This is a genomic window from Pseudonocardia sulfidoxydans NBRC 16205 (genome assembly GCF_007989085.1).
Lineage (GTDB): Bacteria > Actinomycetota > Actinomycetes > Mycobacteriales > Pseudonocardiaceae > Pseudonocardia > Pseudonocardia sulfidoxydans.
Genome location: NZ_BJVJ01000105.1, coordinates 1 through 17,694, shown reverse-complemented (window position 1 = coordinate 17,694; position 17,694 = coordinate 1). Strand labels below are relative to the sequence as shown.

The window sequence follows — 17,694 nt, the reverse complement described above, 5'->3', positions numbered from 1 at the left end:
CCACTCGGCCGCAACCTCACTGCTCTCCGGCGGCCGGGACACCGCAGAACGTCGCCATCAGGACGTCGTCGACGAGGTGCCCGTCGACGCGGAACTCTCCGCGCAGCACGCCCTCGACCTCGAACCCGCAGGCCTCGTAGACGCGGCGGGCGGCGGCGTTGGGGCCGAGGACCCGCAGGGTCACCTTGACGGTGCCGGCCCGGGCCGCGCGCTCGACGGCGGCGGTGACGAGGGCGCGGCCGATGCCGTTGCCGGCGTAGTCGGGGTCGACGGCGAGGCCCCGGATCTCGCGGACGTGGCGGTGGGCGGGCACGGGCAGGGAGTTGCCGACGGCGACGTATCCGGCGACGACGCCGTCGGCCTCGGCGACGATGGCGGCTGCGGGGTCGAGCCGGTCGTCGAAGAACGGCGTGCCGGGGGCGGGTGGGGGCGCGGGCGTGACGTCGGGGCCCCAGGTGAGCCGGTCGATGCGGGCGAGGGCGATCTCGTCGTCCGCGCGGGCGGTCCTCACCTCGATCTGCATGGGGGCATCCTGCCTGGCGGGGGCTGTGTGTCGACACCGGTCGTCGGTACCGCTCGGCGGGGGTTTCCGTGACGATGCACGGACGGAGCCGACCAACGGAGGTCAGGATGACCAGAACCATCGACGGCAGTGGCATCGACCGGGTGCTGAGCGGCGCGGTCGAGGCGGGGCACGTCCCGCACGTGGCGGCGATCGCGGCCGACCGGGACGGTGTGTTCTACGAGGGTGGTGCGGGGGTGCGCAGTGTCGGGGCAGACGAGACTCCCGTCGACACGTCGACGCAGTTCCGGATCATGTCGATGACGAAGATCGTCGCGACGGTGGCGGCGTTGCAGCAGATGGAACGGGGCGCGCTCGACCTGAACGCTCCGGTCGAGGAGTACTGCCCGGAGTTCGCGGACGTGCAGCTGCTGGTGGGGTTCGACGGTGACACGCCGAAGCTGCGGCAGCCGGCGAGGCGGGCGACGGTGCACCAGCTGGTGACGCACACGTCGGGGTTGAGCTACTGGTTCTGGAACGCCGACCTGGTGCGTTTCGAGTCGGTGACGGGGATTCCGAACGTGGTCCCGGGGTCGGCGGAGGCGTTCAAGGCACCGTTGGTGTCGGAGCCGGGCAGCAGGTTCGAGTACGGCATCAACACCGACTGGCTGGGCAAGGTCGTCGAGGCGGTGGCGGGGCAGACGCTCGACGTCGTCGTGAAGGAGGGCATCACGGGCCCGCTGGGCATGGCCGACACCATGTTCCGGCTGGACCCGCAGCGCTACGGCAACTGCGCCGCGATCCATGTGCGCGACGAGAACGGCAGTTGGACCTCGGCCGGGGAGATCCTCAACCAGGATCCGGACTGGTGGGCGGGTGGTCACGGCCTGTACTCGACACCGCGTGACTTCATGCGGTTCGAGCGGGCGCTGCTGCGCGGTGGTGAGCTGTTCAGCGAGCGCATCCTTCGCGAGGACACTGTCGATGCGGCGTTCACGAACCAGATCGGCGATCTCGACTTCCCCGCGGAGATCGTGACGGCCGATCCGCCGATCACCGACACGTTGCGTGTCGGTCCGGGGTGGAAGTGGGGCTACGGGCTGTTGCTCAACACGGAGGACGTGCCGGGCGGGCGCCGCGCGGGTACGGGCGCGTGGGCGGGGCTGTTCAACACGCACTTCTTCGTCGACCGGGCGACGGGTGTCTGCGCGTCGATCTACACGAACTCGTTGCCGTTCATCCCGGAGCACGAGGCGTGGAAGATGTACGTCGACTTCGAGCAGGCGCTGTACGCGGCGCTCTGACCGGTCGTGGCCCGTCCCGGGTTCGACTCGGAGGTGGGGCCGGCCGGGGACCACCGGCCGTCGTCGGAGCGCCTGATTGCTCCTAGAATATCCGATTATGGATCTTCGGACCGTGGATCTTCGCGCCGGGCCGCGGCTCGACGCCGACGGCTGCGTCCTGCGCGCCTTCCGCGACGACGACGTGCCGCTGGTCCTGGCGGCGTCGGCCGACCCCTCGATCACGCGGGTCACGACGGTGCCGCCGTGCGCCGACGAGTACGCAGCGCGCACCTGGATCCGGCTGCAGCACGCGCGGGTCGTCGACGGGGTCGGGCTGCCGTTCGCGATCGCCGACGCGGTGACCGACGAGGCGCTGGGCCAGGTCGGGCTGTGGTTCAGCGGGGTCGGGGCCGGGCGGGCGCGCGTCGGCTACTGGGTACCGGCGGCGCACCGAGGCCGGGGCATCACGAGAAGGGCGTTGCGGGCCCTGTGCCCGTGGGCCTTCGAGGGAGGTGTCGAGCGGCTGGAGCTCTACGTCGAGCCGCACAACCTCGCGTCGCATCACGTCGCGGAGGGTGCGGGGTTCCACTGGGAGGGTCTGCTGCGCGCGTGGGAGACGGTCGGCGCGCAGCGTCGCGACATGGTCATGTACTCGCGGCTGCCCTCGGACCCCGCTACGCCATGGCGCGCAACGCCTCGCGCGTCGAACGCCAGCGGGCCATCGCCTGCGCGGGGTCGGTGAGCCGGAACCGGATCCCGGTCTCGACGGTCGCGTAGGGCGTGGTGTCGGAGCGGACCTCGACGACGTGGGCGTCGAACGTGGTGAGGTCGGCGACTTTTCCGCGAGGGGTCAGGGTGAGCCGCACGGTCACGACGTCGCCGTCGACGACGGCGACGAGCGCGCACCGGCCGGTGGCGGTCATGTTCCGGGTCGTCGTGCTCGTCGGCCAGGTTGCGAGCCGCAGCCGCGCGTCGTCGAGCACGACGACCTCGCCGATGCTGATCAGCGCCTGGTGCGGCCAGCCGCCGTCGGCGACGGTGAGCAGGGCGAGGGTGAAGCCCTCGTTGTCGTCGTCGGCGAGCTCACGGCGCAACCCCTCGGGTACGACGGGTTCGAGCAGGGAGCTCATGCGATCTCCCCCGACCACTCCGGCGGGGCCACGTCGGGCACGCCGACGCGCGAGAGCGCCCGCCGGACCGTGTGGTCGACGACGTCGTCGAGGGTCTGCGGCTGGGCGTAGAAGGCGGGCACCGGCGGCATGATGATCGCCCCGGCCTCGGCGGCGGCGGTCATGGTGCGCAGGTGCCCGAGGTGCAGCGGTGTCTCGCGGACCATGAGCAGCAACGGTCGGCCCTCCTTGAGGCAGACGTCGGCGGAGCGGGCGATCAGGTCGTCGGCGTGGCAGTGGGCGACGGCCGACAACGTCTTGATCGAGCACGGTACGACGAGCATCGCGTGCACGCCGAAGGAGCCGGACGCGATGGGCGCCCCGATCGCCGACGGCCGGTGCACGACGTCGGCCAGTTTCTCCAGGCCGCGGAGGTCGAGGTCGCACTCGTGGCGCAGGGTGAGCGCGGCGGCGCGGGAGACGACGAGGTGGGTCTCGACGCCCCCGGTGTCGTGCAGCAGCTGCAGGGTGCGGACGCCGTAGACGGCGCCGCTGGCGCCGGTCATGGCGACGACGACCCTCACGAGGCGGTGCCGGTCAGGTAGGTGACGGCGGCGTCGCGGTCGAGGACGTCGGCGTACTTCTGGTCGAGGTCGAACAGGCTCATCCAGTGGCTGGCCTCGATGCGGTCGAAGCAGCAGTCCTCGACGACGCCGACGCGGTGGCCGAGGACGCAGGCGTCGACGGCGGTGGCGCGCACGCAGCCCGAGGTCGCCTCCCCGCAGACGAGGACGGTGTCGACCCCGGCGGCGGTGAGCAGCGGGGCGAGCGCGCTGGAGGTGAAGCCGCTGGGCGTGACCTTCTCCAGGACGGTGTCGCCGGGTTGCGGGGCGAGCTCATCGACGATCCGGAGGAACGTCGGGTTCCGACGACGGGGGGCCGGGCGGGTCTTGCGGTTCCACGGGTTCGGGTTCGCGGCCAGCCCGGTGAGGTAGAAGATCGGCGCGCCGGCGGCGCGGGCGGCGTCGAGCAGCCCGACGGTGCGGTCGACGGCGTCCCAGCCGGCGGGGCCGCAGGCCGAGGGCCAGGCGTCGAGGATCTCGTCGAGGGGGCGGCGTTCGCCGAGGGCGCCGTAGTAGGCGTCGACGACGATCACCGCGGGCCGCGCGCCGAGCCCGAACGGTTCGCGCTTGGCCCACGACGTGCGGTCGAGCAGCCGGGTGTCCTGCTCGGTGAGGAACCGCACCCAACCTCTGGCGTCCGTCATCCGTCCCCTCCACACACCGTTGTGTCGACACGAGTGTGTTCTCGCGACGGCGGCGGAGAGCCCGCCACGCGGCCGACCATACATCGCCTCACACCATGGTTCACGTGCTGATATTCGTCGATTAGCAGAACTGATGCGAGGGTTCTGGTTTTCTGGCGGGAGCGCTATGGACAGTGCGCTGCACCACTGATCTACTCGAAGTGTCGACACTTCGGGTCCGCTTTCGGAACGAATGTCGGCATCCGGTCCGGCTCGATCAAGGAGGACGAGCACATGACGCCACCACACCCCAAGCTGCGGGTGCGCGACGTCGAGATCGGCCACAGGTCCGGCCGCAAGGGCACGTACGCCCACGCCGTCGACGGCCTGTCCTTCGACGTCGCGGCGAACGAGTTCATCGCCGTCGTCGGCCCCAGTGGCTGTGGCAAGACCACCTTCCTCACGGCCGTCGCGGGTCTGATCCCGATCTCCGGCGGCACGCTCGAGCTCGACGACCGCCGGATCGACGGCCCCGGCCGCGACCGGTCGCTGGTGTTCCAGCAGGCGTCGCTGTTCCCGTGGCGCAACGTCGTGCAGAACATCGAGTTCGGGCTCAAGGCCCACGGCCGCCTCGACGCGGCGGGCCGTGCCCGCGTCGCCGAGCTGGTCGAGCTCGTCGGGCTGGGCGGCAAGGGCGACAAGTACCCCCGCGAGCTGTCGGGCGGTATGAGCCAGCGCGTCAACCTCGCGCGGGCGCTCGCCACCGACCCCGAGCTGATCCTGCTCGACGAGCCGTTCGCCGCGCTCGACGCGCAGACCCGCGAGGTCATGCAGGAGGAGCTCACCCGGATCTGGCAGGCCGACGGGGTGCAGGCCGGCAAGACCGCCATGTTCATCACCCACGACGTGCCCGAGGCCGTTTTCCTCGCCGACCGGGTGCTCGTGCTCTCCCGCGGCCCGGCGCACCTGGTCGCCGACATCCACATCGACCTGCCGCGCCCGCGGACCCCGTCGATGAAGCGCACGCCGGAGTTCCTCGCGATGTCCGACCGGATCGTCGACCTCGTGATGGCCCAGTCCCAGATCGGGAAGCAGGACCAGCCCGGAAGGAGGGTGACCTCGGATGACCACGCAGGTGTCGCAGCCGGCTAGTCCCGTCACCGGTCCGCTCGAGCGGGCGGTCAACGCGCGCAAGGGCAAGAAGCTCACGACGGGCAGGCTCGGCGTGATCGGGCTCGTCGTCGTCCTGGGCGCGTGGCAGGTCACCGCGTCCGCGGGCTGGGTCGACGCGTCGTTCGCCAGCTCCCCGGTCGGCGCGGTCAAGGCCCTGGCCCACATGATCGGGACCGGTGAGCTGTGGCCACCGCTGCTGTCGACGCTCGAGTCCGTCGCCTACGGCATGATCATCACTGTCGTCGTGGGTATCCCGCTCGGTCTGCTGATCGGTCGGTCCAACACGCTCTACGGGTTGACCGAACCGCTGGTCAGCATCATGTACTCGGTGCCGTTCGTGGTGTTCCTGCCGATCATCATCTTCTGGTTCGGCATCGGCGCGGAGGCCCGGCTCGTCATCGTCGTGTGGAGCGCGATCTTCCCGCTGCTGATCAACGTCATCGCGGGCGCCCGCAACGTCGACATGCACTACCTGCAGGTCGCGAAGGTCTTCTGCGCACCCCGGCTGCTGACACTGCGCTCGGTCACGTTCCCGGCGACGCTGCCGTTCGTGCTGACCGGTGTCCGGCAGTCCGTCGGCCGCGCGCTGGTCGGCGCGATCGTCGCCGAGCTGTTCATGGGCAACGCCGGCCTCGGCTATGTCGTCCAGACCGAGACGTCCGCCTTCAAGATGGACGACGCCATGGCCGCGATCGTCGTGATCGCCGTGCTCGCCATCGTGCTCACGCGCAGCGTCGCGTGGATCGAGCGTCGTTTCACCTTCTGGTCCAGCTCGGTCTAACCCCTCCCCCGGCAGCCTGCCCCGGCGCCGCCCCACGAAAGGCTCTCCGATGCGACTCCGCAAGGTCCTGCCCGCCGCAGTGCTGGCCCTGGCGTGCGCCGCCGCCGTCGCCTGCGGCAAGCCCGCGGCCGCCGGTGGTGGCGGCGACGCCCCCGCCGCGGCCGGGAGCATGTCCCTCACCGTCGGCTACACCGCGATCGGTGCGGCCTACTCCGACCTGTACGTGTGTGAGGACCAGGGCGTCTTCACCAAGAACGGCCTCGATGTGAAGCTGACGCTGCTCAACAGCAGCTCGCAGCTGCTCGCCGCGCTGGCGTCGAACAGCGTGCAGATCGGCGCGGGCGTCGCGGCCACCACCGCGGCGGGCGCGCTCGGCGGCGTCGACCTGCGCTACCTGGCGCTGCCCATCTCGAACTTCTACGTCGAGATGTGGGGTATGGGCGACATCACCTCGCCCGAGCAGGTCAAGGGCAAGAAGATCGGGCTGAGCTCGCCGGGGTCGCTGGGCGACACCGCCGTCGACGCGTGGCTGAAGGACCAGGGCTGGACCGACAAGGACGTCCAGAAGACGTTCCTGAAGTCGACGCCGGCCGAGGTGACGGCGCTGCAGTCGGGTGCGGTCGACGTGATCGTCACCCAGCCGCCGACGGGCACCACGACCCGCAACTTCGGCGCCCACAAGATCACGGACTTCACGAAGTACCCGGCCGCCGCGAACGCCTACACGGCGACCGCCTCGTGGACGCAGGCCAACGGCCCGGCCGTCGAGGCGTTCGTGAAGTCCGAGGTGGAGTGCCTGTCGATGCTGCACAAGGACAAGGCCACGGCGATCGACAGCATCCGCAAGCACAGCGGGACCGACGACCCCGAGCTCGCCGACGCCGCCTACACGTTCTTCGAGCCGCTGTGGGCCAAGGACCCGAAGGTCGAACCCACCCTGCTCGCGGCGGCGTTCGCGCAGGCCGCGGCCGAGAAGGGCACCGACGCACCGGCCGACGTCACGACGTACATCGACAACGGGCCGCTGCAGTCGTTGCGGGCAGACGGCTACATCGACTCGCTCTACAAGTCCTGACGGGGGCGCGGCAATGGGAACGTCGCTGGAGGACGTCGAGGACCTGCGCGGCTGGCTCGCGCTCGTCGACGAGCTGGGCGAGCTGACCGTCCTCGAGGGTGCCGACTGGGACCTCGAGATCGGTGCCGCCTCGGAGGTCAACTACCGGCGCAGCCGCCCCGCGGCGCTGCTGTTCGACCGGGTCACCGGCTATCCGGCCGGTGCCCGGGTGCTCTCGGGCAGCATGTCCAACGCTCGGCGCCTCGGCGTCACGCTGCGGCTGGGCACCGACCTCGACGACCGCGCGCTCGTCCAGGCGTTGCGCAGCAAGCCCAACGAGTGGGTCGCCGCGGCCCCGCGGTTCGCGGCGCGGACCGTCGACACCGGGCCGGTGTGCGAGAACGTCGACCGCGCCGGCGAGGACGGCGCGGGGATCGACCTCCTGAAGTTCCCGGTCCCGCGCTGGCACGAGGGCGACGGCGGCCGCTACATCGGCACCGGCTGCGCCGTCATCACGTGCGACCCGGCGACGGGCGAGATCAACGCCGGCGCCTACCGGATGCAGGTGCAGGACGAGGGCCGGTCCGCGAGCGTCAACATCGAGTCGGGCAAGCACGGCGCGATGCACGTGCGCGACTGGTTCGCGAAGGAGGGCCGCGCGCCCGTCGTCGCCTCGCTGGGGCACGACCCGCTACTGCTGGTCGTCGCCGGGACCGAGGTGCCGGGCGGGGTGTCCGAGCTCGACTATGCGGGCGCGGTGATCGGGCGACCCGTCGACGTCGTGCGCGGCGAGGTCACCGGCCTGCCGATCCCGGCGACGGCGGAGATCGTCGTCGAGGGCTGGCTGTACCCGGACCGGACGCGGCCCGAGGGCCCGTTCGGCGAGTGGACCGGCTACTACAGCGGCGGCGTCGACCCCGTCCTCACGATGGACATCGAGCGCGTCTACCACCGCGACGACGCGATCCTGCTCGGCGCGCCCCCCGGCAAGCCGCCGCACGACTACTCGTACATGCGCAGCGTCATGAAGTCGGCGATGATCCACGACGCCCTGGTGGCGACGGGTCTGCCCGGCCTGGAGGGGGTCTGGGCGCACGAGGCGGGCGGGGGCCGGCAGCTGCTGGCCGTCTCCATCACCCAGCGCTACGCCGGGCACTCGAAGCAGGCCGGGATGCTCACGTCGTCGCTGCCCGCCGCGGCGTACATGAACAAGCTGGTCATCGTCGTCGACGACGACGTCGACCCCCGCAGCCTCGACGAGGTCGTGTGGGCGATGTGCTCGCGCACCGAGCCGGGCCACGACATCGAGGTCGTGCGCCGCACGTGGGGCAGCCGCGTCGACCCGCTGCGCGAGCGCGGCGCCCCGGCCTACAACACCCGCGCGGTCATCGACGCCTGCCGGCCGTTCGAGCGGCTGGAGGGCTTCCCGGTGGTCGCCGAGGCGAGCCGGGCGTTGTGCGACCGTGTGATCGCGAAGTGGCCGGGCCTGGTCTGAGGCCTGGTTCGAGGGGGAATTGACATGTCGATCGGAGCGGCCGAGCCCGCGGGCCCGGTGCACGGCCTGGGCCGCCGCGAGCTGCTGCGCGTCCTCAACCGGGGGCTGGGCAACACGATCGTCGACGAGATCATCGTCCGGGTCGGCACCGACATCATCGAGGGCAGGCTGCTGCCGGGCGACGACCTCAACTCTGTCGAGCTGGCCCGCAACTTCGGCAGCAGCCGCACCCCGGTGCGCGAGGCGCTGCTGACGCTGGAGCGGGAGGGGTTCGTCGAGATCTCCGCGCACCGGCGCCCGCGGGTGGCGCCGCTGCGGATCGAGGAGGTGCGCGAGCTCTACCGGGTCCGCGCGCACCTGTACGCACTCGTCAGCCGGGAGCTGGTCGAGGTCGCCTCCGACGACGACCTCGACCGGCTGCAGGCGTTGCAGGACGAGCTGGCGCTGGCCGTCGCCCTCGACGACGTCGACCGCTACTTCTGGACCAATGTGGACTTCCGCAACACCGAGGCCCAGATCACCGGCAACCGCACGCTGCGCCGGGTGCTCGACAACCTGGGCCTGCGGATGCTGCAGCTGCGCCACGTCAGCCTGTCGCTGCCCGGCCGGCTGACGGCGTCGCTCGCCGACCACGACCGGCTGTTGCGCGCCTACCGCGACCGCGACGCCGACCTCGCGGCGGCGCTGACGTCGTCGCTGGTGATCCGGGGTCTGGCGGCGATCGAGCGGTCCGGCTGGACGGGCTCGGGGGGCTGACGCGCCGATGAAGGGCCGTGGGGCGCTGCTGCTCACGCACGCCGTCCTGCTGCAGACGACGATCTTCCTGGTCCGGCCGACGATCTCCTACCGCGCGTTGGACATCGGCGTCTCGGCACCGTGGCTGGGCGCGCTCGCGGCGTGCTTCACCATCGCACCGCTGGCGCTGGCGCTACCCGCGGGACGGCTGGCCGACCGCCGCGGCGAGCGCCCGGTGCTGGTGGCCGGGTCGGTGTTCGCGATCGTGGGCTGCGCCATGATGCTGCTCGTCGGGCGGAGTGTCGTCGGGCTCGTCGCCGCCAGCGTGCTGCTCGGCTGCGGGCACCTCTACACGATGCTCGGTGAGCAGAGCCTCGTCGCGGCACGCGGCGACATGGTGCGCGCGTTCGGCCGGTTCTCCCTGGCCCAGTCGGCGGGGCAGGCCGCGGGTCCGCTGGTCGTCGCCGCGCTGGGCGGGTCGGGCACCCACCCCGACACGACACGGCTGTTCGGCGCCGGGTTGGTGGCGGCGTGCGCGATGGGCGTCGTGACGATCCTGCTGCGCCCGCCCGCACGCACCCCGTCCACCGAGACCGAGAAGGCCGGGCCGGGTGCGCTGCGGACGCTGCTGCGCGTGCCCGACCTGCCCGTCGCGGTGCTGTCGAGCCTCACCGTGATCGCGACGATCGACCTGCTCGTCGTCTACCTGCCGGTGCTGGGCGCCGAGCGCGGGCTCGCGGCGTCGACGGTCGGCATCCTCCTGACGATCCGCGCGCTGGCGTCGGTGGTGTCGCGGATCCTGCTGCCCGGCGGCACCCGCAGGCTGGGTCGCCGCGGCCTGCTGCTCGCGAGCCTCACCGGCTCGACCGCCGCCGTCGCGCTGCTGCCCGCCGGGCACGCGATCTGGGTGCTCGTCGTGCTCGTGGTGTTCGCGGGGTTCGCCCTCGGTGTCGGCCAGCCGCTGACGATGGCGTGGGTCGCCGAAGTCGCCCCGGCACCGTTGCGCGGCACCGCGTTGTCGCTGCGACTGTCGGGCAACCGGCTCGGCCAGACCGTGCTGCCGGCCGTCGCCGGGCTGTGCGCCGCCGGGCTCGGCACCGCCGGTGTGTTCTGGACGTTGGCCGCCTCGCTCGGTACGACAGGGGTCCTCGCCGCGGTGGCGCGCGGCGGCAGAGCCTGATCGACTGGGAGGTTCCGTGCTCGACACGCGCAGGCTGCGCATCTTCTGCACCGTCGCCGAGGAGGGCTCGTTCACCGCGGCGGCCGCGCGGCTGCACTTCACGCAGTCCGCGGTGTCGCAGCAGATGGCGATCCTCGAACGCGAGGTCGGCACCCCGCTCGTCGACCGCCGTCCGCGCGGCATCCGGCTCACCCCCGCCGGCACGCTGCTCGCCGAACGCGCCCGGTCGCTGCTCAACGAGCTCGCCGGTCTCGAGCAGGAGGTGCAGCGCATCGGCGAACGACCCGCCGCGGTGCACCTCGGCGTCTTCACGACGGCCGGAGCGCACCTCGTGCCCCTCGTCGTGCGCGAGTACCGGCAACGCCACCCCGACACCCAGCTCGTCCTGCATCCCTCACAGCCCGGCGAGCTGCCCGCCCAGCTCGCCGACGGTCTGATCACCGTGGGCCTGAGCTGGGACTACGACTTCGCGCCCCGCCCCGACGAGGGCCTGCTGCACCACCACCTGCGCGACGACCCGATGTGCGTGCTGCTGCCGGAGAACCATCCGCGCGCAGCTGCGCCGTCGGTGCGGCTGCGCGACCTGTCCGACGAACCGTGGATCGCCCGCGACCATCGCGCGCCCTACGCCGACGCGCTGGAGGTGATGTGCCGCATCGCCGGCTTCGAGCCCGACGTCGTGTTCCGCACCGAGGACTACTCCGCGCTGCAGGGGCTCGTCGCCGCCGGCGTGGGGGTGGCGGTCGCGCCGCGGCTGGCACTCGTCGCGCAGCGGCCCGACATCGTCGCGGTGCCGTTCGAGGACCCGGCGTTCACCCGCCGCATCGACGCCGTGACGCTGCTGGAGAGCGCACGCGACCCGCTCGTCGCCGCGCTCGTCGACGTGCTGCGCGAGGTGGCCCGACCCCAGGTCTCCTAATCCCTGCGGTAAGGCATTCGCGCTGGTCAGGGCAGTGGCACGGACCTAGCGTCGAGGTGTGGAACCGACGACGCAACCCGTGCTCGACGCGCACGCGCACGCCGTCCCCGAACCCCTGCTGACGGCGCTGGCCGCCCGCGGCGGGATCGACGGCGTCACCGCCCACGACACCGGGGACGGCTGGAGCGTCGAGCTGCCCGGGGCGGGCCCGAAGCCCGTCCGGCCGCCGATGTACAGCGCCGACCGGCGCGCCGCCTACCGCTGCGCGACAGGTATCGACGGGCAGCTCCTCGCCCCCTGGCTCGACCTGCAGCCCACCGCCGCGATGCCCCCCGACGCGGCCCGGAGCTGGGCGGGGCGGGTGAACGACGCGCTGCTCGCGGAATGCGCCGCGTCCCGGGGACCGGGAGTGCTCGCCACCGTCGCGCTCGACGACGTCGAGGCCGCGGCCAAGGACCTGGAGGCCGCGGTCCGTGACGGCTGCGCCGGGCTCGTCCTGTCGACCGACCCGGTGCACTGCACGTCGCTCGCCGATCCCCGACTCGATCCCCTGTGGACGGTGGCTGCCGGGCTCGGTGTGCCCGTGCAGCTGCACCCCGCGTCCACCGGCCCCGCCCGGGCGCTGCCCGACAGCGCCGAGTTCGGCAACGCCTACTGCCGCCTCGTCGACACCACGTTCGGCGTCGCCCGGCTGATCCTCGCCGGCGTCCTCGACCGCTTCCCCGGGCTGCGCCTGATCACCGTCCACGGTGGAGGGTTCCTGCCCTACCAGGCCGCCCGCCTCGACGGCGCCCACCGCGCCGACGCCCTGTCCGCCCACACCATCGGCCGCGACCGGCCGTCGGACTACCTGCGCGACCTGTACTACGACACCGTCGCGCTCACCCCCGAGGCGATCCGCTTCCTCACCGACGCCGTCGGCCACGACCGCGTCCTGCTCGGTTCCGACAGTCCCTTCCCGCTCGGCGACCCGCAGCCGGCGACGACGGTGCGCGCGGCCGGCCTCGGCCCCGACGCCACCGACGCCGTCCTCGGCGGCAACCTCGGCGGCCTGCTCACCGGGAGCCCCTCATGACCTCCACCGTCCGCCGCGCGGGCCGCGGCGAACCCGTGGTCCTGTTGCACCCCTTGGCGTTGTCCGGCGCCGTGTGGGGCGAGTTCGCCACCCGGCTGGTGGCCGAGGGCTTCGACGTCGTCGCCCCCGACGCCCGTGGCCACGGCGCCGAACCCGCCCCCTGGGACGGCGCCCCGTTCAGCGTCGCCGACCTCGCCGACGACGTCGCCGCCCTGCTCGACGACCTCGCCCTGGACCGCGCCCATGTCGTCGGGATGTCGATGGGCGGCAGCATCGCCGTCGAGCTCGCCGCGCGTCATCCCGGCCGCGTCGACCGGCTCGTCCTCGCCGACACCACCGCCTGGTACGGCCCCAACGCCCCCGCGGCGTGGACCGAACGCGCCGCCCGCGCCGTCGGGGTGCCGCGCCGTCGGCAGATCCCGTTCCAGACCGACCGCTGGTTCACCGACGAGTACGTCCGCACCAGCCACGACGAGGTGCGCCGCGTCGCCGCCGTGTTCACCGCGACCGACTCCCTCGTCCACGCCGCCGCCTGTCGCGCGCTCGGCGCCCTCGACGCCCGCGAACGGCTCGCGTCGATCACCGCGCCGACGCTCGTGCTCACCGGCGAGGAGGACCTCGCGACGCCGCCGTCGATGGGCCGCGCGCTCGCCGACGGCATCCCCGGCAGCCGGTTCGAGCTCCTCCCGGCCCTGCGGCACATGTCGCTCGTCGAGCGTCCGGCCCTCGCCGCTCTCGTCGCGGCCCACCTGCGCGGTGCGACGGCCCCCACACTGTCCGATGTGGAATGCGGTTGCGCCGCGGGGGTGAGCGCATGAAGCCGGGCCGGTTCACCTACCACGCCCCCCGCACCGTCGCCGACGCCCTCGCGGTCCTCGGTGAGCACGCCGGTGACGCCAAGGTCCTCGCCGGCGGGCAGTCCCTGATGCCACTGCTGAACTTCCGGGTCTCCGAGCCCGGACACCTCGTCGACATCAACCGGCTGCCCGACCTGTCCGAGCCCGTGCGCACCGCGACCGGCTGGCACGTCCCCGCACTCGTGCGGCAGCGCGCCGTCGAACGCTCCGCCGCCCTGAGTGGTGCGTTCCCGCTGCTCGAGGCCGCCCTGCACGAGGTCGCGCACCCCCAGATCCGCAACCGCGGCACCCTCTGCGGAAGCCTCGCCCACGCCGACGCCGCCGCCGAGCTGCCCACCGTCGTCACCGCACTCGACGGCCGGCTGCGCATCGCGTCGCCGCGCGGCGAGCGGACCGTCGCCGCCGAGGACTTCTTCGTCTTCCACCTCACCACCGCGCTGGCCGACGACGAGCTGCTCCTCGGCGTCGACCTCGACGACCTGCCCGCCGGCACCACCACGTCGTTCCACGAGTTCGCGGGCCGTCGCGGCGACTTCGCGCTCGCCGCCGTCGCCGGGCAGGCCACCCGCGACGCCACCGGCGTCGTGACCCGGTGCCGGCTCGTCGCCGCCGGGGTCGGGAGCACGCCGCTGCGGCTGCGCGCCGCCGAGGAGGGCCTGCTCGGCGCCCGCCTCGACGACTCCGCCCTCGCCGCCGCCGCCCGCGCCGCCGCCCACGAGGCCCGGCCCACCGGCGACGTCCACGCCTCCGCCGGCTACCGCCGCGACCTCGTCGCGACGCTCACCCGCCGGGTCCTCGCCGACATCGCCGCCGCCGTCCCCACCTCCGTCCCCACCGAGGAGCTGACCCATGCCTGACCAGGACGAACCCGACTGGGTCGACACAGTCGTCAACGGCGTCCGGCACGAGGAGGTCGTCGACGCGCGCACCACGCTCGCCGACTTCCTGCGTGGCCGGCTGCGACTCACCGGCACCCACGTCGGCTGCGAACACGGCGTCTGCGGTGCCTGCACCGTCATCGTCGACGGCGCCGCCGTCCGCTCCTGCCTCATGCTCGCCGTCCAGGCCGACGGCGCCGTCGTCGAGACCGTCGAGAGCCTCACCGACGACTCCGCCTCGGGTGAGCTGACCCCGCTGCAGGACGCCTTCTCCCGCCACCATGCCGTCCAATGTGGATTCTGTACCAGCGGGTTCATGATGAGCACCACCGCCGCCCTGCGCGAAGGTCCCGTCACCGACGAGGCGCAGGCCCGGGAGGTGTTGTCCGGCAACATCTGCCGCTGCACCGGCTACACCGGCATGGTCGCGGCACTCCTGGAGGTCGGCTCTGATGACCAGCACTGAGACCCGCCCGTCGACGATGATCGGCCGGTCCGTCCTGCGCCGCGAGGACCGGCGGCTGCTCACCGGCGCCGCCACCTACCTCGACGACCTGGAGCTCCCCGGCTGCTACGAGGCCGCGTTCGTGCGCAGCCCGCACGCCGCCGCGCGCATCGTCTCCATCGACACCTCCGCCGCCGCCGCGATGCCCGGCGTCATCGGGGTGTGGACCGGCGCCGACCTGCCCGAGATCGCCAAGGGCATCCCGCCCAAGGTCGTCCACCCCCAGCTGCGCGACGTCCCCCGGATGCCGCTGCCCGCCGACTTCGTCAAGTTCGTCGGCGAACCCGTCGCGGTCGTCGTCGCCACCTCGCGCTACGTCGCCGAGGACGCCCTCGACCTCGTCGAGGTCGAGTACGACGTACTGCCCGCGGTGTCGTCCACGGGCGCGGCGCTCGCCGACGGCGCCCCGCTGATCCACGAAGGCGCCGACGACAACGTCGCCGTCCACGTCGTCCAGACCGCGGGCGACCCGGCCGCCGCGATGGCCGCCGCACCGCACCGGCTGCGCGAACGGTTCAGCGTCACCCGCGGCGGCGGCCACTCGATGGAGACCCGCGGCGTCGCCGCCCGCTTCGACCCCACCACCGAACAGCTCGTCGTCTGGGACACCACCCAGTCGCCGCACTACGTCCGCAACACCCTCGCCCACCTCTACGACATGCCCGAGGACGGCATCCGCGTCGTCGCCCCGCCCGACGTGGGCGGCGGCTTCGGCCCGAAAGCCCAGTTCTACGGCGAGGAAGCGGTCATCCCCTGGGTCGCGCGGCTGCTGCGCAACCCGGTCAAATGGATCGAGGACCGTCGCGAGAACTTCGTCGCCACCATGATGGAACGCACGCAGGTCCACGACGTCGAGATCGGGTTCGACGACGACGGCCACATCCTGGCGATCCGCAACGTCTTCGAGCACGACCAGGGCGCCTACTGCGCGGGCCTGCAGGTCCCGATGATCACCCTGTCGACCCTGCCCGGCCAGTACCGCATCCCGAACATCCACACCGAGCTGATCGCCTGCTACACCAACATGGTCCCCACCAGCTCCGTGCGCGGGGCGGGCCGGCCGCAGGCGGTCGTCGCGATGGAGCGGATGGTCGACCGGGCCGCCGAGCACCTCGGCATGGACCCGGTGGAGTTCCGGCGCCGCAACCTGGTGCAGGCCGACGAGTTCCCCTACCGCGTCGGGCTCACGTTCCGCGACGGCAGCCCGCTGACCTACGACAGCGGCAACTTCCCGCTGCTCATGGACGAGACGCTGGCCGCCTTCGACTACTCGGGGGAACGGGAGCGCCAGACCGCGGCCCGCGCGGAGGGCCGGCTCGTCGGCATCGGTGTGGCCGCCTACGTCGAGGGCTGCGGGCTCGGCCCCTACGAGGGCTCCCGGTACCGGCTGCTCAACGACGGCACCATCCTCGTGACCCTCGCCGCCGCGCCCCAGGGCCAGGGCTACGAGACCGTCTACGCCCAGATCGCCGCCGACGCGCTCGGCATGGACATGGACCTCATCCGCGTCACGACGGGCGACACCGGCAGGATCCCCTTCGGGCAGGGCACCTTCGCCTCCCGCAACACCGCCACCGCCGGGCCCGCCACGCTGCAGGCCGGCGACGAGATGCGGGGCAAGATCCTGCAGGTCGCCGAGGCCATGCTCAAGACGAGCGCCGCGTCGCTGGAGATCCACGGTGACCGCGTCTCAGTGGCGGACGACCCTTCCCGATCGGTCACGCTGCGCGAGATCGCCGGGGCCGCCAACGTCGGCAAGCACGGCATCACCCTCGCCCCCGGAATCCTCCCGGGCCTGGAGACCACCGTCTACTTCGCGCCGGAACGCGCCGCCTACGCCAGCGGCACCCACGCCGTCGCCGTCGAGATCGACCCGGAGACCGGCGCCATCGACGTCCTGCGCTACGTCATCGGGCACGACTGCGGCAACGTCATGAACCCGATGCTCGTCGACGGACAGGTGCTCGGCGGGTTCGCCCACGGCATCGGCAACGCCATGTACGAGGAGCCGTTCTACGACGAGACCGGCCAGCCCCAGAGCACCAGCTACCTCGACTACAGCCTGCCGTCGTCGATGGAGGTGCCGCCCGTCGAACTGGTGCACATCCACACGCCCAGCCCGCTCAACCCGTTGGGCGCCAAGGGAGCCGGGGAGGGCGGCACCATCCCGGTGCCGGCCGCGATCGCCAACGCCGTCGAGGACGCCCTGCGCCCCTTCGGCGCCCGCATCACCTCGCTGCCGATCACCCCACCCAAGATCGTCGACGCCCTGAGCACCGACGATCTCGACGGGACCGGCCCGTGGCACGGCTGACCGACACCCTCGACGTCGCCGCACCCGTCGACGCCTGCTTCGCACTGCTCACCGCGCCGCCCACCCCGCCCCGCTCGATCGTGCTGGGGCTCGGCGGGCAGCGCGTCGAGTACCGGGACGCGACGCTACGGGTCGTGAGCGCCGACCCGTCGCGCCATCGCGTCGTCCTGCGGGCCGGGGACGGCGAGGGCCGGGTCAGCGCGACGGTCGCCGCCGCACTCCGCCCCGCCGGCGCGGGAACGACGATCGACCTGGTCACCGACCTCGTCGTCACCGGCGAAGGAGCTGACGTCACCCGCGCCCTCCTGCCGTCGGTGGCCCGCCGGGCCCTCACCGACCTGACGTCCTCCGCAACGGCCGCCGCGGCCCCGGGAGCCGCACCCGCCCAGGCTCAGCCCGCCGCAGCCACCTCGGGTCCGCCCCCCGCAGCCACCGCGGGTCCGCGCGCCGCAGCCGCCCCGGCTCCGCCCGCCGCCGTGCCGCGCACCCGCCGCCGCCTGCTCCTCGTCGCAGCGGCCGCCGCGCTGGCGGCAACCGTCGCCGCCGCGGTGGCGAGCCGGCCGCGATGAGCCGATCCGGTGCGTGGGG

19 protein-coding genes are annotated in these 17,694 nt (G+C 72.8%); 15 read left to right on the top strand and 4 right to left on the bottom strand.

Going from position 1 to position 17,694, the window contains the following annotated elements:
* Positions 1–16: 16 nt before the first annotated feature.
* Complete coding sequence (locus PSU4_RS28370) at positions 17–523, bottom strand: GNAT family N-acetyltransferase (protein ID WP_147115214.1); 507 nt, start codon at positions 521–523, stop codon at positions 17–19.
* Positions 524–630: 107 nt separating this feature from the next.
* Here PSU4_RS28370 and PSU4_RS28365 point away from each other — a divergent pair, with 107 nt between their 5' ends.
* Both PSU4_RS28365 and PSU4_RS28360 read left to right on the top strand, forming a co-directional pair.
* Entirely contained in the window at positions 631–1,806 is a 1,176-nt protein-coding gene (locus tag PSU4_RS28365; RefSeq protein ID WP_147115212.1) for a serine hydrolase domain-containing protein, read from the top strand.
* A gap of 97 nt (positions 1,807–1,903) precedes the next feature.
* Entirely contained in the window at positions 1,904–2,527 is a 624-nt protein-coding gene (locus PSU4_RS28360) for a GNAT family N-acetyltransferase (RefSeq protein ID WP_147115209.1), read from the top strand.
* Here PSU4_RS28360 and PSU4_RS28355 read toward each other — a convergent pair.
* The 3 genes from PSU4_RS28355 to PSU4_RS28345 are packed head-to-tail and all read right to left on the bottom strand — an operon-like array spanning position 2,460 to position 4,161.
* Complete coding sequence (locus PSU4_RS28355) at positions 2,460–2,915, bottom strand: pyridoxamine 5'-phosphate oxidase family protein (RefSeq protein ID WP_147115206.1); 456 nt, start codon at positions 2,913–2,915, stop codon at positions 2,460–2,462. The genes PSU4_RS28360 and PSU4_RS28355 overlap by 68 nt on opposite strands.
* Positions 2,912–3,478: a UbiX family flavin prenyltransferase gene (locus PSU4_RS28350; RefSeq protein ID WP_281290752.1), complete on the bottom strand. Its 567-nt coding sequence runs from the start codon at positions 3,476–3,478 to the stop codon at positions 2,912–2,914. The genes PSU4_RS28355 and PSU4_RS28350 overlap by 4 nt, the downstream gene beginning before the upstream one ends.
* Positions 3,475–4,161: an isochorismatase family protein gene (locus PSU4_RS28345; RefSeq protein ID WP_186817234.1), complete on the bottom strand. Its 687-nt coding sequence runs from the start codon at positions 4,159–4,161 to the stop codon at positions 3,475–3,477. Before PSU4_RS28345 ends, PSU4_RS28350 begins: the two co-directional genes overlap by 4 nt.
* A gap of 273 nt (positions 4,162–4,434) precedes the next feature.
* Here PSU4_RS28345 and PSU4_RS28340 point away from each other — a divergent pair, with 273 nt between their 5' ends.
* Genes PSU4_RS28340 through PSU4_RS28280 form a run of 13 tightly spaced genes read left to right on the top strand, consistent with a single transcriptional unit; the run spans position 4,435 to position 17,675 of the window.
* Complete coding sequence (locus PSU4_RS28340; RefSeq protein ID WP_147115196.1) at positions 4,435–5,292, top strand: ABC transporter ATP-binding protein; 858 nt, start codon at positions 4,435–4,437, stop codon at positions 5,290–5,292.
* Positions 5,264–6,094, top strand: coding sequence for an ABC transporter permease (locus tag PSU4_RS28335; protein WP_147115192.1), 831 nt, complete (start codon positions 5,264–5,266; stop codon positions 6,092–6,094). The genes PSU4_RS28340 and PSU4_RS28335 overlap by 29 nt, the downstream gene beginning before the upstream one ends.
* 49 nt (positions 6,095–6,143) lie before the next feature.
* A complete protein-coding gene (locus PSU4_RS28330; RefSeq protein ID WP_147115189.1) occupies positions 6,144–7,169 on the top strand; it encodes an ABC transporter substrate-binding protein in 1,026 nt (341 codons plus the stop codon).
* Between the two features lie 13 nt (positions 7,170–7,182).
* Positions 7,183–8,643 carry a UbiD family decarboxylase gene (locus tag PSU4_RS28325; RefSeq protein WP_147115186.1) on the top strand — a complete coding sequence of 487 codons (1,461 nt, stop codon included), beginning with the start codon at positions 7,183–7,185 and terminating at the stop codon, positions 8,641–8,643.
* Between the two features lie 24 nt (positions 8,644–8,667).
* Positions 8,668–9,399 (top strand): GntR family transcriptional regulator, encoded by a 732-nt coding sequence (locus PSU4_RS28320; RefSeq protein WP_147115183.1) that lies wholly within the window; start codon positions 8,668–8,670, stop codon positions 9,397–9,399.
* Positions 9,400–9,406: 7 nt separating this feature from the next.
* Positions 9,407–10,558, top strand: a complete 1,152-nt coding sequence (locus PSU4_RS28315; RefSeq protein ID WP_147115180.1) for an MFS transporter — start codon at positions 9,407–9,409, stop codon at positions 10,556–10,558.
* A gap of 16 nt (positions 10,559–10,574) precedes the next feature.
* Positions 10,575–11,477, top strand: a complete 903-nt coding sequence (locus PSU4_RS28310; RefSeq protein ID WP_186817233.1) for a LysR family transcriptional regulator — start codon at positions 10,575–10,577, stop codon at positions 11,475–11,477.
* 58 nt (positions 11,478–11,535) lie between these two features.
* A complete protein-coding gene (locus PSU4_RS28305; protein ID WP_147115175.1) occupies positions 11,536–12,552 on the top strand; it encodes an amidohydrolase family protein in 1,017 nt (338 codons plus the stop codon).
* A complete protein-coding gene (locus PSU4_RS28300; protein WP_147115172.1) occupies positions 12,549–13,370 on the top strand; it encodes an alpha/beta fold hydrolase in 822 nt (273 codons plus the stop codon). Before PSU4_RS28305 ends, PSU4_RS28300 begins: the two co-directional genes overlap by 4 nt.
* Positions 13,367–14,266: an FAD binding domain-containing protein gene (locus PSU4_RS28295; protein ID WP_147115169.1), complete on the top strand. Its 900-nt coding sequence runs from the start codon at positions 13,367–13,369 to the stop codon at positions 14,264–14,266. Before PSU4_RS28300 ends, PSU4_RS28295 begins: the two co-directional genes overlap by 4 nt.
* Positions 14,259–14,753 carry a (2Fe-2S)-binding protein gene (locus PSU4_RS28290; protein WP_147115167.1) on the top strand — a complete coding sequence of 165 codons (495 nt, stop codon included), beginning with the start codon at positions 14,259–14,261 and terminating at the stop codon, positions 14,751–14,753. Before PSU4_RS28295 ends, PSU4_RS28290 begins: the two co-directional genes overlap by 8 nt.
* The gene (locus PSU4_RS28285) at positions 14,740–17,106 is read left to right on the top strand and encodes a xanthine dehydrogenase family protein molybdopterin-binding subunit (RefSeq protein WP_222596426.1); all 2,367 of its coding nucleotides are present in this window, start codon (positions 14,740–14,742) and stop codon (positions 17,104–17,106) included. Before PSU4_RS28290 ends, PSU4_RS28285 begins: the two co-directional genes overlap by 14 nt.
* Complete coding sequence (locus PSU4_RS28280) at positions 17,094–17,675, top strand: SRPBCC family protein (RefSeq protein WP_147115164.1); 582 nt, start codon at positions 17,094–17,096, stop codon at positions 17,673–17,675. Before PSU4_RS28285 ends, PSU4_RS28280 begins: the two co-directional genes overlap by 13 nt.
* The last annotated feature ends 19 nt before the right edge of the window (positions 17,676–17,694 follow it).